The following is a 12,988-nucleotide window of genomic DNA, read 5'->3' as shown; positions in this document are numbered from 1 at the left end:
TTTAGAGTCCTTTCAAAAATTTTATATGCTTTTATAGTTTTAGACTATAGTATTCCTTCGTTTTATCAAAAATTTATCGCTTTCATTTTACTTAACGTTTATTTTTGTGTACAATAGTCCTATGAAAATTTTAGTCACGTCGGGCGGTACCAGTGAAGCTATCGATAGTGTCCGCTCTATTACTAACCATTCTACAGGTCGCTTGGGAAAAATCATCACAGAAACCTTGCTTGCTTCTGGTCATGAGGTTTGTTTGATAACAACTAACAGAGCTCTTAAGCCAGAACCTCATCCCCATTTAACCATTCGAGAAATCAAAAATACTCATGATCTTCTTTTAGAGATGAAAGAGCGAGTTTCGAATTATCAGGTCCTGATTCATTCTATGGCAGTTTCTGACTACACTCCTGTTTATATGACAGGGCTGGCAGAAGTTGAGGCGAGTTCTAATCTGGAAGAATTTTTAAACAAGCATAATCATCAAGCTAAGATCTCTTCCAATGATGAGGTGCAGATTTTATTCCTGAAAAAAACACCCAAAATCATCTCTCTAGTCAAGGAATGGAATCCTGCTATTCATCTAATTGGCTTTAAACTGCTGGTTGATGTCTCTGAGGATTATCTCATAGAAATTGCTAGACAGAGTCTTATCAAGAACCAAGCAGACTTGATTATCGCAAATGACCTCACTCAAATTTCAGCAAATCAGCACCGAGCTATCTTTGTTGAGAGAGAGCAACTCCAAACCGTTCAAACCAAAGAGGAAATTGCAAGCCTCCTCCTTGAAAAAATTCAAGCATACGATTCATAGAAAGGAAAGCCATGGCAAATATTCTGATCGCAGTGACAGGTTCCATTGCCTCCTATAAATCAGCTGATCTCGTCAGTTCTTTAAAAAAACAAGGCCATGATATCACTGTCCTAATGACTGAGGCAGCGAGAGAGTTTATCCAGCCTTTGACACTACAGGTACTCTCACAGAATCCAGTTCATCTTGATGTCATGCAGGAACCCTATCCTGATCAAGTCAATCATATCGAAAGAGGCAAAGAAACCGACCTTTTTATCGTCGTCCCTGCTACCGCTAATACCATTGCCAAACTTGCGCATGGTTTTGCGGATAACATGGTTACGAGTACAGCTCTTGCCCTGCCAGACCACGTGAAAAAGTTAGTCGCACCAGCCATGAACACAAAAATGTATGACCATCCGGCAACTCAGGCTAATCTAAAAACATTAGAGACCTATGGTTATCAGATTATCTCTCCAAAGGAATCTCTACTAGCCTGTGGCGATTACGGAAAAGGCGCCCTAGCTGACCTGAATACTATTTTAGAAAGAATAAAGGAAACCCTCGATGAACAAACGCTCTAACATTGCTCCGATTGCTATCTTTTTTGCGACCATGTTGGTCATTCACTTTTTAAGTTCAATCCTGTTTAATCTTTTCCCATTTCCAATCAAACCAACCATCGTTCATATTCCGGTAATCATTGCAAGTATTATTTACGGCCCACGAGTTGGTGTTACACTTGGTTTCTTGATGGGGCTACTTAGCTTGACGGTTAACACGATTACCATCCTTCCAACCAGCTATCTATTCTCACCTTTTGTACCAAACGGAAACATCTATTCTGCGATTATCGCTATTGTCCCTCGCATTTTGATTGGTCTGACACCTTATTTAGTTTATAAATTATTGAAAAACAGAACAGGCCTCATCATTGCCGGAGCTCTCGGTTCCCTTACCAACACCGTCTTTGTCCTTGGGGGAATCTTCTTCCTTTTCGGAAATGTCTTCAATGGCAATATCCAAAAACTCCTGGCAACGGTTATCTCTACAAACTCAATTGCTGAACTCCTCATCTCAGCCATCCTAACTGTAGCAATTGTCCCACGTCTCGAAACCTTGAAGAAATAAAAAAACAACTCCACTTTCGTCCTGAAGGTGGAGTTTTAGTTTTCACAAGTAAAGGCTCATCTTCTACTCATAAAAAGTTATTTACCAAGGAGTCATTAGTTCAAAATTTTGAAAATATATGAAAATTTTTTGAATTTACCACCTATACTTTTGAAAATTTCCAATAAAATCAAAATAAATTCTTGACATGTCTATCTATTTATTGTACTATACTTGTGTATATACAGTTAAATGGAGGTTCTTATGGATATACGGAAAAAAACGCAGTTTATGACCATGACTGCCCTACTCACAGCAATCGCGATTTTGATTCCAATCATTATGCCTTTTAAAATCGTCATCCCACCTGCTTCTTACACCTTGGGAAGCCATATCGCCATCTTTATCGCCATGTTCCTATCACCTTTGATGGCTGGTTTTGTGATCATCGCTTCTAGTCTCGGCTTCCTGATGGCAGGCTACCCTATGGTTATCGTCCTGCGCGCCTTTTCTCACATCGTTTTTGGTATTTTGGGAGCATTTTACTTAAAAAAATTCCCTGAAACCTTGGATAAACCAAAGGCATCTTGGATTTTTAACTTTGTTTTGGGTATTGTTCATGCTATCGCTGAAGTAGTGGCTTGTATCATCTTCTATGCCACTTCAGGGACAAACGTTGAAAATATGTTTTATGTTCTCTTTGTCCTAGTTGGTTTTGGCACAATTGTCCATAGTATGATAGACTATACATTGGCACTAGCTGTCTATAAAGTGCTTCGAAAACGTCGCTAAAAGGAAAAACTATGACAAAGGATCGCAAACAAGCTCTTCTCAAACTTTTAAAAGAGTCACCAAAAGCTCTCAATGGTCAAACCTTGGCTGAACACTTTCATATCACACGCCAAATCATCGTCCAAGACATTGCCATCTTGCGAGCCGATGGCGCTCCTATCTTGTCAACCAATCGTGGTTATATCTACAAAGAAAATGATGCCAGCCCCTACGTTCACAAACTCTTTAAAGTGAAACATGAACTGGAAGAAATTGGTCAGGAACTTTTGGCTATAGTAGATAATGGCGGACGCGTTCAAAATATCTTAATTGATCATCCCGTTTATGGTGAAATTGAAACTCTGCTCAAACTCACCTGCCGTCGAGATGTCCAGCACTTTCTGGAACAAGTTGAAAATTCTGACTTTAGACCACTTTCTGAATTGACAGACGGCATCCATTATCACCTTGTTGAAGCCGAGACACAACAAGACCTCCACTATATCGAGGAGGCCTTGGATCAGCTCGGTTATTTGGTAAAGGATTAGAAAATTTTCTTTTCCCAATCGTCTTCTGTACGGCGAGGGTAGAAAAATTCAGACTTGTCAGGTGCTTCCATCATCTCCATCAAGGGTAGCATATCATAGGCCAGATCCAAGTTTGGAATCTGGTCTTTTTGCACCCAAGATACTTCTCCTTCTTCTGAGGATTGGAGATTTCCAGTAAACTCTGTCGCCTTATAACAAACGACGATGTAGCGCTCACCTGTATCTAGTGGCCAATTTTTAATGCCGACAAGTTGAGGATTTTGGATAGTCAATCCTGTTTCTTCATAGATTTCACGAATGACAGACTCTGCGAAAGACTCGCCATTCTCAACATGTCCTCCTGGAAAGGCATAGCCAGACCAGCGATTGTTTTCAGGAGAGCGATATTGCATGACTACTCGCTGATTTTTAAGGTCTTCAATCAGACAAATGTTTGTTAAAATCGTTAATTGGGAGCGGGACATAAATTTACTCACTTTCTAAGTTGTTATATAACTTTTTTAGACTTAATGTCAGATTTCATGATGAAGGGATTAATCAGCTCATGATAATAGTATACATCATGAAGCAAATATCCTTTTGTTATGACAATTTCTTGTTCCCTAACTTCATAATCAATAGTGATTGGAACAGGAGGATTTGGAATAAAAGCGAAGACGACAATTACAAATAACCAAATATAAAAACTACAAATCGCACTGCGCACTCCTTCAAGGAAGCGATATTTCCCCTTTAAAAAGTAAATAAAAATATGCGAAATAGAGAGAATAATTGGAACAAAAATCCCTGTATTCCACGCTATGGGAATAAATTTCAGTCCAAATATCCCAAATAGAAGATCAAGAATTGCAAAGGACCTCAAAAAGCGAATAAATAGAGTAAAAATTAGAAGAAAGAGCCAAATATTCCAAATAATCGGAGTAAATGATAAACCAAATGACCATAATATGAAATGAGCGATAACAAATGCTATCAGTAAGGAATATAGGACGATATAAATAAGCTTGTTAAAAGTACTCGAATTTTTCACTATTTATTTCTCCTTTAAATTCAAACTACTAACTAATGACTAATATCTATCACTTTTAAATTATCTCGTCTATTATTTTAACACAAATTATTACATATAAAATTTTTAGTTAAAATTACTTCCATAATAGAGCATCTTATGGTTTTGAACCTTTAAAGAAACACTACTACCTGAACGATATCCTTTAGCACCATAGTAGTAAGAAACCTCATAAAAGGCATCTGGCAACTCGGCATTATCTATCCCATTTGAAATAAATCCTGTCAGTCCGCCTTCACTATCAAAATAATCTTTCTCACCCTCTTCTAAAACAGTATCGCGATAGATGATGTATCCTTTAATCATTCCTTTTTCCAGAAATTCATCAATAGGGAGATCATATAAACCTTGAAAAGCTTTCCCTTCCTTACGGTTCTTTTCAATGAGAGCATAATAGTCTTGGATATTTTCAGATTCAGTATCGACACTCCAGTAACTATTCACATATTCTAGATTTGGATTTTCATATTGCTTAAAAAAACTCTCTACCTTCTCTTTATTAGAAACACTGACAGGATGCTGGTTGAGTAGTTTATGAGCCATATCTGAAAATTCTTGTAACATGGTTTTCGTAGTCCCATCATAGGCTAGTTCTTCATCAGTCTTTTGGGGATTGTATTTTGAAGACTTTGGGCGATAAAACAAGGCATGTCTCACAGTTACTCTACTTCCATTAACCTCTTCACTATAATCGTATTCAATTTTGTATTTTTCAGAAGTCCATTTATCTCTAGAAAACTTCGTAACCTTCATATCTCCTTTAAAACCATACAAATCAAGGGTTCTTCTTACTGCTGTCTCTACCTCCGATTGATTTGCTTCAGGGAAAATGTCATAAGTTGTTGTAAAGAAAAGGAAGGCAAAACATAGAATAAAGAATAAAGGGACAATATTTATAATACAGAAAATTAAAAGTAACTTTCTTTTCATTACTAGATTCTCCTTATTAATAAAAAGATTATAATTTCTTTGAAGCTTTAATTTTTTCTCAACTCAACGATAAGGAATTTTCGAACTTTCTATCTCTATATCAGGATTGGCAAGTTTGAGATAAGGAGCAATATAGTCTGCATCCGTAACCTTTGGACCTAGAATAACTTTTGAGTATTTCAAAGGAGCCAGATTGATGTATACAAATAAATCATATCTGCCATTATCTTTCGCGCTTAATACGATATACTTCCTAAAATCATTAATTTGGAACAGGACATAGGACTCTCTTTCTATATTAAATGACTTTTTCGTACTTGATTTTAGATTTCATAATGAAGGGATTTATTCGTTCATCGTAATAATATACTTCATGAAGCAAATATCCTTTTTGAATGACGATTTCTTGTTCCTGAACTTCATAATCAATAGTGATTGGAACAGGAGGATTTGGAGTAAAGGCGAAAACGACAATTACAAATAACCAGATATAGAAACTACAAAAAGCGCTACGGATTCCTTCTAAGAGATGATATCGGTTCTTAAAATAATCACAAATATTATGCGCCATAACCAAAATAACTGGTAAAAAGAGCCCTGTATTAAATACTATAGGAATAAATTGTATTCCAACTATCCCAAAAAGAAGATCAAGAATTACCTAAGGTCTCCAAAAGTGAATAAACAGAGTAAAAATTAAAAGGAAAAGCCAACTGTCCCAAAAAATGGGGGTGAATGATAAACCAAATATTGAAAGGCAAAAATCGATAAGGACAAATGCTAGTAAAATCAGATAGACTATTCTAAAAAAGTTAAATGTTTCATCATGGTATATTCCTCATTTTTTCCATATGATTCTGCAATAGAACGGTTAAGCCAGCAAGGGAGAAAAAGAACAGGTAAGTTGAAATTGGAAACCAGATGTAGAGGTGATCTAAGGATAAGAGGGAAGGCAGAATACCCTTACTGTTTTTCCCACCAATCCCTATAAAAAGATGTACAATTAAACCGATACTATTAAGATAGATAAATAATTCAGTAAATCTTTTTAGGGTCATCTTTTTTCTAGACGAGTCTAGAAAAAAATAGTCAAATACCCTATAAACTAGACAAAAAAGATTCAGATACAAGGGAAAACTATAATTGATTTCCTTGTAGGGCAATGGAATTGGTAAGATATTAAAAATTTGATTAACACCAAATCCTATCACTAATACCAAACTAAATATAAGACAGAACCCTACTAATTTATGAGAATCTAGCCCCGATGACTTCTTATACTTCGTCTCTTTTACTTTCACAATAACTTCTCTCTATTTAAAAATATATTCTAAAACGTAATCATTTGTTCATTGTGCAATCTGAAAACCAATCACAACTGTCCTTGCATTTAACTCTCTGATTTTGTTGAACTCTTAAATACCATTCTAATTTCAATGATAGGCTTTCCAAGTTCAAGTATTTTTTCTTGTCCATCAAAAGTAAAACCCATTTTTTGATAGAAAGCAATGGCACGCTTATTATCTTTCAATACCCATAAGAAAATTTCAGAAAAATGATCAAGAGCATTCAAAGCTGCTTTCACTAACTTTTGTGCGATACCTTTTCCATAATAGTCTTTTAAAATATATAAAGCAATAATTTCACCAGCTTGAATAGTCTCATCACGAAAGTTTCCATAACTGATAAAACCAACTACCTTCATGCCATCTATCGCAATCAATGTATTTTCTGGATACTTTTGACTAAAGAATCGACATCTTTCTAATGTCATTGTCTCCTGAAATTCTGCAGGCAAAAGGTCGTCATAAGCCTCTCTCCACGTTTGCCAGTGAACGAGAGATTTACCTTCTATCTCTTCAGGAGTTTCCATTGATTTGATAATAACCGTCATTTATTTTCTTCTCCTTAATCCAACGCCTTGACTTCTAGCATCATATCACGAATCTGGGCTGCTAGTTCAAAGTCAAGTACTTCGACGGCTTCTTGCATTTGTTTTTCCAGTTTCTTGACGAGTTCTTTATGCTTTAGTTTTTGAGGTTATTGATATCAACTTCCTTGTCCTCTTCTTTGGAAACTGCCTTGGTCACGGCAATAAGGTCACGTATAATCTCAGTAAACCTTAAGTTCTCAATACAGTGTATATTTTAGTGCCTCTTGCTCCTATTTTTAATAAGACAATAAAGTTTTAAGTCTGTTTAAGATTTTTAAAACTCTTGATTAAAGTAAGAATATACGCCATTAATTTTTTTCTAAAATACTCAATGATAGCACCAGAAAAAAACAGGATCAGTGTCATAACTAGAATAATAATGACAAACATGGAAAATTCTTGTTCTTCAACTAAAGTATGGATGGTTGGTATAATTCTTCTAAAAATAAGAGGATGTACATGAAACAGATAAACCCCCAAAGTTAGTGGAGATACTAAAAGAACGAGTTTCTTAAAAGTTAAGGGAAGATTTTTAATATTCAAGAAGAGTAAAAATATTGCTATTCCTTGCAGTGTGACCGTTGGAGAAATATAACTTCTCCACTGTTCAAAACCAAGCCAGCACAATATAAAAGTTAAACTAGTTAGAAATAAAATCAATCCACTAACATTACATATTTGAAAACGACTTTCGTAATTTGATTTTCTAATTATTGCTCCCAAAGTGTACAAGAGGATCATCCATAATACACTATATCCACCCCACAAGCCCAGAATATCTTGTTTAAATACTGTGGGTATGACAGAAAAGTATATAAATGCTCCACTAACAATTGGAAGCAATTGTTCTTTTTTCAATGTCAGCACTGCTTGATTCAAAAATGGTGCTATTAAGACTAAACCAAAATAGCAACTCATATACCAATACTGTCCATGACTTATTGGAGTTAAAGCTGAAAACCAATCACTTAAGTTGACAGATGATTTTGAAAAAATAGCAAATACAAAAGTAATTGAAATAGTATAGAAAATAATCTGTACCCAAAAACTAAACATTTTTTTATAACTAAATTGTGAATAAAGACCGACATACCCACTGATTAAAATATAAATATTTACAGCTGGATATGAGAAAGCTTCTAAAAAATTTGCAAAAATATAGTAAAGATCTTTTTGACTATCAACTTTCTCCAAAATTCCTCCCATACCCAAAACATGTAAATTGCAAATCATCAACATAGCTAAAATTCTACAACATTCAATGCCTATGTGTTTAGTTTTTTTTGCTGTCATATTATGTCTTTCTATATTTTTCTATTTCTTTATAATTTTTTCAGTTTAACGCATTCACTTCCAACATCATATCGCGTATCTGAGCTGCCAGTTCAAAGTCAAGGACTTCGACGGCTTCTTGCATTTGTTTTTCTAGTTTCTTGACGAGTTCTTTGCGTTCTTGTTTGTTGAGGCTATTGATATCGACTTCCTTGTCCTCTTCTTTAGCAACTGCCTTGGTTACAGCAATCAGGTCACGGATTTCTTTCTTGATTGTCTGAGGTACAATACCATGTTCTTTATTATAAGTCATCTGGATTTTCCGACGGCGGGCCGTCTCATCAATAGCACGTTGCATAGACTGGGTAACTGTGTCAGCATACATAATCACATGCCCTTCGCTATTACGAGCAGCACGTCCAATGGTCTGGATTAAACCACGTTCGTTACGAAGGAAACCTTCCTTGTCCGCATCAAGAATAGCAACCAAACTTACTTCAGGAACGTCAATCCCTTCACGGAGGAGATTGATCCCGACTAAGACATCAAAGACACCCAAGCGCAGGTCACGGATAATCTCCGTCCGTTCCAAGGTCTTGATATCCGAGTGCATGTACTTGACCTTGATACCCATTTCCTTGAAGTAATCGGTTAAATCCTCTGCCATTTTCTTAGTCAAAGTGGTGATAAAGGTTCGTTCGTTCTTTTCAACACGGGCGTTGATTTCACCTAGGAGGTCATCAATCTGTCCCATGGTTGGACGGACTTCTACCTCAGGATCCAAGAGTCCCGTTGGACGAATGATTTGCTCAATCACTGTCTCAGTCTGTTCATTTTCATAGTCACCAGGTGTCGCTGAAACGTAAACAATCTGATGGACATGACTTTCAAACTCTTCACGACGGAGGGGACGATTGTCCAAGGCAGACGGCAAGCGGAAACCATAATTTACTAACATTTCCTTACGAGAACGGTCACCATTGTACATGCCCTTGATTTGCCCCATGGTCATGTGACTCTCGTCAATCATAATTAAGAAATCATCTGGAAAGAAGTCGAGCAATGTATAAGGAGGCTCTCCTTCGCTACGACCATCCATGTGACGTGAGTAGTTCTCAACACCGTTGGTATAACCCATCTCGCGAAGCATTTCGATATCATACTCTGTCCGTTGTTTCAAGCGTTGTGCTTCTAGCAGTTTGCCCTCCTTTTCAAAGACAGCTAACTGCTCCTCCAACTCCGCCTGAATCTTGGCAATAGCTACTTCCATGTGATCGTCATTGGTCACAAAGTGAGTAGCTGGGAAAATCGCCAGATGATCCACTTCTCCCAATACCTGACCAGTCAAAGCTTCAACCTCACGGATACGGTCAATCTCGTCTCCGAAAAACTCTACTCGAAAGGCATGTTCATCTCGGGAAGCTGGAAAAATCTCTACCACATCCCCACGTACACGAAATCTCCCCCGTTGGAAATCAATATCATTACGTTCAAACTGGATATCAACCAAGTCATTCAAGAGTTTATCACGAGAAATCTCAAGACCTGGACGCAAACTCACGACGCTATCAGCGTATTCCTTGGGTGAACCCAAACCATAGATACAAGAAACGGAAGCCACAACGATGACATCATTACGCTCCAAAAGGGCTGAAGTCGCTGAGTGGCGAAGCTTGTCAATCTCGTCATTGACTGAACTGTCCTTTTCAATATAGGTATCGCTAGAAGGAACATAGGCTTCTGGCTGGTAATAATCATAGTAGGATACGAAGTACTCAACAGCATTTTCTGGGAAAAATTCCTTGAACTCTCCGTAAAGTTGGCCTGCAAGCGTCTTATTGTGGGCGATTACCAGAGTTGGTTTATTGACCTTGGAAATGACCTGACTCATGGTATAGGTCTTCCCTGTACCCGTCGCCCCCATCAGGATTTGCGCTTTTTCTCCACCCTCGATATTGTCAACCAATTGCTCGATGGCTTGGGGTTGATCTCCTGAAGGTTGGTATTTTGATACTAGTTTAAATTGATTGTCTGTAATTCGATTAATCATAATTACCTCGTACACACTTTCTATCCTTCTATTTTACCATAAATTCCACTAGATTCTTTCTCTCTTGATTAATCAAGGTCATAAAATGATGTTATATCTTCTGACATATCAATCCTTAAAATTTGCCATCTGAAATATTTTCTGTTATAATGGGAAAATATTCGGAAAGGAGACGTAAAATGAAGAAAAAAATCCTAGCATTATTGCTAATTTTATTTCCCATTTTCTCACTAGGAGTAGTAAAAGCTGACACAGTTAAATCTAAGTATGTTATTGCAAGTGATTCATCTTTTGCTCCCTTCGTATTTCAAAATTCAAGCAACGAGTACACTGGTATTGATATGGATTTGATCAAGGCTATTGCCAAGGATCAAGGAATCGAGATTGAAATTACCAATCCTGGATTTGATGCAGCAATCAGCGCCGTTCAAGCGGGACAAGCTGATGGTATCATCGCTGGAATGTCTATTACGGATGCTCGTAAAGCAACGTTTGACTTCTCAGATTCCTACTACACTGCTAATACCATTCTCGGTGTAAAAGAATCAAGTACCATCGCTTCTTATGAAGACCTCAAGGATAAGACAGTTGGTGTTAAAAACGGAACGGCTTCTCAAACATTCCTTACAGAAAACCAAAGCAAATACGGTTACAAGATTAAAACATTTTCCGATGGTGCATCAATGTACGACAGTCTCAATACCGGGGCTATCGATGCCGTGATGGATGATGAGCCTGTTCTCAAATATTCGATCAGCCAAGGTCAAAAATTGAAAACGCCGATCGCTGGAACTCCAATCGGTGAAACAGCCTTTGCAGTCAAGAAAGGCAGCAATCCTGAATTGATCCAGATGTTCAATAAGGGACTTGCCAATCTCAAAGCAAACGGTGAATTCCAAAAAATTCTCGACAAGTATCTAGCTAGTGGAGCAACAACTGCTTCTACAAGTACAGTTGACGAAACGACCATCTGGGGCTTGCTTCAAAACAACTACAAACAACTTCTTAGTGGACTCGGAATCACTCTTGCCTTAGCGCTTATTTCATTTGCAATCGCCATTGTCATCGGTATTATCTTCGGTATGTTTAGCGTTAGCCCATACAAATCACTCAGAGTCATTTCAGAGATTTTTGTGGATGTCATTCGTGGTATTCCGTTGATGATTCTAGCAGCTTTCATCTTCTGGGGTATTCCAAACTTCATCGAGTCGATCACAGGTCAGCAAAGTCCAATCAACGACTTTGTTGCTGGTACCATAGCCCTTTCGCTCAATTCAGCTGCTTATATTGCTGAAATTGTTCGTGGTGGTATCCAAGCTGTTCCAGTCGGTCAAATGGAGGCCAGCCGCAGTCTTGGTATCTCTTATGGAAAAACCATGCGTAAGATTATCTTGCCACAAGCAACTAAGCTCATGCTCCCTAACTTTGTCAACCAGTTCGTTATTGCATTGAAAGATACAACTATCGTATCAGCTATCGGTCTGGTAGAACTCTTCCAAACTGGTAAGATTATCATTGCCCGTAACTACCAAAGTTTCAAGATGTATGCAATTCTTGCTATCTTCTATCTTATCATCATCACGCTTTTGACTAGACTAGCCAAAGGCTTAGAAAAGAGGATTCGTTAATGGCAAAATTAAAAATTGATGTAAATGATTTACATAAGTATTATGGAAAAAATGAGGTTTTAAAAGGAATCACGACTAAATTCTATGAAGGAGACGTTGTCTGTATCATCGGACCTTCTGGTTCTGGTAAATCGACCTTCCTCCGTAGCCTTAATCTTCTAGAAGAAGTTACTAGCGGACATATCACTGTGAACGGCTATGACTTAACTGAAAAAACTACCAACGTTGACCACGTCCGTGAAAACGTCGGAATGGTCTTCCAACACTTCAACCTCTTCCCTCATATGTCCGTTTTGGATAACATCACTTTTGCTCCAGTTGAACACAAATTGATGACCAAGGCTGAAGCTGAGAAATTGGGAATGGAATTACTAGAGAAAGTTGGCCTTGCTGATAAGGCACATGCCAATCCAGATAGCCTCTCAGGTGGTCAAAAACAACGTGTGGCTATCGCACGTGGACTAGCCATGAATCCTGACATCATGCTCTTTGACGAACCAACTTCTGCTCTCGACCCCGAGATGGTTGGAGATGTATTGAACGTTATGAAGGAATTGGCTGAGCAAGGAATGACCATGATTATCGTAACCCATGAGATGGGATTTGCTCGTCAGGTTGCTAATCGTGTTATCTTTACGGCTGATGGAGAATTCCTTGAAGATGGAACTCCAGACCAAATCTTTGATAACCCGCAACACCCTCGTCTGAAAGAGTTCTTGGACAAGGTTCTAAACGTATAAAACGAAACTGTAAGGAAATCCTTGCAGTTTTTTAATTGCGTATTGGATTTTTTGATTTTTTTGAAAATTATGATAAAATAAAGACTATGAAAATGAGGAAATCTCATCCCTAGCCCGACTAGGAATAAAAATAGAAATTAGGTAGCT

The 12,988-nt window shown here is 37.6% G+C and carries 14 protein-coding genes and 2 pseudogenes; 7 read left to right on the top strand and 9 right to left on the bottom strand.

Translation table 11 applies throughout. The features are described from left to right. Positions 1–121 precede the first annotated feature (121 nt). From coaB to E2R31_RS05645, 5 genes are all read left to right on the top strand, one after another. Positions 122–811, top strand: a complete 690-nt coding sequence (gene coaB / locus E2R31_RS05665) for a phosphopantothenate--cysteine ligase (protein ID WP_132973313.1) — start codon at positions 122–124, stop codon at positions 809–811. A gap of 11 nt (positions 812–822) precedes the next feature. Then, on the top strand, positions 823–1,374 hold the full coding sequence (coaC, locus tag E2R31_RS05660) for a phosphopantothenoylcysteine decarboxylase (protein ID WP_132973311.1): 552 nt from the start codon (positions 823–825) through the stop codon (positions 1,372–1,374). Next, positions 1,358–1,921, top strand: coding sequence for an ECF transporter S component (locus E2R31_RS05655; protein WP_132973309.1), 564 nt, complete (start codon positions 1,358–1,360; stop codon positions 1,919–1,921). Before coaC ends, E2R31_RS05655 begins: the two co-directional genes overlap by 17 nt. Before the next feature lie 243 nt (positions 1,922–2,164). After that, positions 2,165–2,692: an ECF transporter S component gene (locus tag E2R31_RS05650; RefSeq protein WP_132973307.1), complete on the top strand. Its 528-nt coding sequence runs from the start codon at positions 2,165–2,167 to the stop codon at positions 2,690–2,692. 11 nt (positions 2,693–2,703) lie between these two features. Continuing rightward, a complete protein-coding gene (locus tag E2R31_RS05645) occupies positions 2,704–3,219 on the top strand; it encodes a transcription repressor NadR (RefSeq protein WP_132973305.1) in 516 nt (171 codons plus the stop codon). On the opposite strand, the gene E2R31_RS05640 is transcribed toward E2R31_RS05645, so the two are convergent. The 9 genes and pseudogenes from E2R31_RS05640 to uvrB all read right to left on the bottom strand — a co-directional run bounded on the left by E2R31_RS05640 (position 3,216) and on the right by uvrB (position 10,473). Then, the gene (locus tag E2R31_RS05640) at positions 3,216–3,683 is read right to left on the bottom strand and encodes an 8-oxo-dGTP diphosphatase (RefSeq protein ID WP_132973303.1); all 468 of its coding nucleotides are present in this window, start codon (positions 3,681–3,683) and stop codon (positions 3,216–3,218) included. The genes E2R31_RS05645 and E2R31_RS05640 overlap by 4 nt on opposite strands. Before the next feature lie 23 nt (positions 3,684–3,706). Continuing rightward, a complete protein-coding gene (locus tag E2R31_RS05635; RefSeq protein ID WP_132973301.1) occupies positions 3,707–4,249 on the bottom strand; it encodes a hypothetical protein in 543 nt (180 codons plus the stop codon). Positions 4,250–4,354: 105 nt separating this feature from the next. Beyond that, the gene (locus tag E2R31_RS05630; RefSeq protein ID WP_132973299.1) at positions 4,355–5,218 is read right to left on the bottom strand and encodes a hypothetical protein; all 864 of its coding nucleotides are present in this window, start codon (positions 5,216–5,218) and stop codon (positions 4,355–4,357) included. Between the two features lie 63 nt (positions 5,219–5,281). Then, positions 5,282–5,485: pseudogene (locus tag E2R31_RS10005) on the bottom strand (DUF2971 domain-containing protein); the annotation flags it as partial. A 31-nt stretch (positions 5,486–5,516) separates the two neighbouring features. Continuing rightward, entirely contained in the window at positions 5,517–5,789 is a 273-nt protein-coding gene (locus E2R31_RS10000; protein ID WP_243701294.1) for a hypothetical protein, read from the bottom strand. An 819-nt stretch (positions 5,790–6,608) separates the two neighbouring features. Then, positions 6,609–7,112 (bottom strand): GNAT family N-acetyltransferase, encoded by a 504-nt coding sequence (locus E2R31_RS05610; RefSeq protein WP_084946117.1) that lies wholly within the window; start codon positions 7,110–7,112, stop codon positions 6,609–6,611. A gap of 14 nt (positions 7,113–7,126) precedes the next feature. Then, positions 7,127–7,326 (bottom strand): annotated as a pseudogene (locus tag E2R31_RS10150) (UvrB/UvrC motif-containing protein); the annotation flags it as partial. Positions 7,327–7,406: 80 nt separating this feature from the next. Continuing rightward, a complete protein-coding gene (locus E2R31_RS05600; protein WP_084946118.1) occupies positions 7,407–8,444 on the bottom strand; it encodes an acyltransferase in 1,038 nt (345 codons plus the stop codon). A 40-nt stretch (positions 8,445–8,484) separates the two neighbouring features. Next, positions 8,485–10,473 (bottom strand): excinuclease ABC subunit UvrB, encoded by a 1,989-nt coding sequence (gene uvrB / locus E2R31_RS05595; protein WP_132973295.1) that lies wholly within the window; start codon positions 10,471–10,473, stop codon positions 8,485–8,487. A gap of 179 nt (positions 10,474–10,652) precedes the next feature. On the opposite strand from uvrB, the gene E2R31_RS05590 reads away from it, so the two are divergent. Next, positions 10,653–12,101, top strand: a complete 1,449-nt coding sequence (locus E2R31_RS05590) for an amino acid ABC transporter substrate-binding protein/permease (RefSeq protein ID WP_132973293.1) — start codon at positions 10,653–10,655, stop codon at positions 12,099–12,101. Continuing rightward, positions 12,101–12,841, top strand: a complete 741-nt coding sequence (locus tag E2R31_RS05585; protein WP_132973291.1) for an amino acid ABC transporter ATP-binding protein — start codon at positions 12,101–12,103, stop codon at positions 12,839–12,841. The genes E2R31_RS05590 and E2R31_RS05585 overlap by 1 nt, the downstream gene beginning before the upstream one ends. Positions 12,842–12,988: the final 147 nt, after the last annotated feature.

This window comes from Streptococcus downii (assembly GCF_004353325.1).
Classification (GTDB): domain Bacteria; phylum Bacillota; class Bacilli; order Lactobacillales; family Streptococcaceae; genus Streptococcus; species Streptococcus downii.
The sequence above is the reverse complement of the archived record's forward strand: the minus strand, read 5'-3'. Positions and strand labels throughout refer to the sequence as shown.

What these genes read in the sequence shown, in the direction of transcription:
- E2R31_RS10000 (WP_243701294.1), bottom strand. Translation starts at nt 5,789, where the DNA reads ATGGCGCATAATATTTGTGATTATTTTAAGAACCGATATCATCTCTTA.
- uvrB (WP_132973295.1), bottom strand. Translation starts at nt 10,473, where the DNA reads ATGATTAATCGAATTACAGACAATCAATTTAAACTAGTATCAAAATAC.
- E2R31_RS05585 (WP_132973291.1), top strand. Translation starts at nt 12,101, where the DNA reads ATGGCAAAATTAAAAATTGATGTAAATGATTTACATAAGTATTATGGA.
- E2R31_RS05645 (WP_132973305.1), top strand. Translation starts at nt 2,704, where the DNA reads ATGACAAAGGATCGCAAACAAGCTCTTCTCAAACTTTTAAAAGAGTCA.
- E2R31_RS05610 (WP_084946117.1), bottom strand. Translation starts at nt 7,112, where the DNA reads ATGACGGTTATTATCAAATCAATGGAAACTCCTGAAGAGATAGAAGGT.
- coaC (WP_132973311.1), top strand. Translation starts at nt 823, where the DNA reads ATGGCAAATATTCTGATCGCAGTGACAGGTTCCATTGCCTCCTATAAA.
- E2R31_RS05655 (WP_132973309.1), top strand. Translation starts at nt 1,358, where the DNA reads ATGAACAAACGCTCTAACATTGCTCCGATTGCTATCTTTTTTGCGACC.
- E2R31_RS05640 (WP_132973303.1), bottom strand. Translation starts at nt 3,683, where the DNA reads ATGTCCCGCTCCCAATTAACGATTTTAACAAACATTTGTCTGATTGAA.
- E2R31_RS05590 (WP_132973293.1), top strand. Translation starts at nt 10,653, where the DNA reads ATGAAGAAAAAAATCCTAGCATTATTGCTAATTTTATTTCCCATTTTC.
- E2R31_RS05600 (WP_084946118.1), bottom strand. Translation starts at nt 8,444, where the DNA reads ATGACAGCAAAAAAAACTAAACACATAGGCATTGAATGTTGTAGAATT.
- E2R31_RS05650 (WP_132973307.1), top strand. Translation starts at nt 2,165, where the DNA reads ATGGATATACGGAAAAAAACGCAGTTTATGACCATGACTGCCCTACTC.
- coaB (WP_132973313.1), top strand. Translation starts at nt 122, where the DNA reads ATGAAAATTTTAGTCACGTCGGGCGGTACCAGTGAAGCTATCGATAGT.
- E2R31_RS05630 (WP_132973299.1), bottom strand. Translation starts at nt 5,218, where the DNA reads ATGAAAAGAAAGTTACTTTTAATTTTCTGTATTATAAATATTGTCCCT.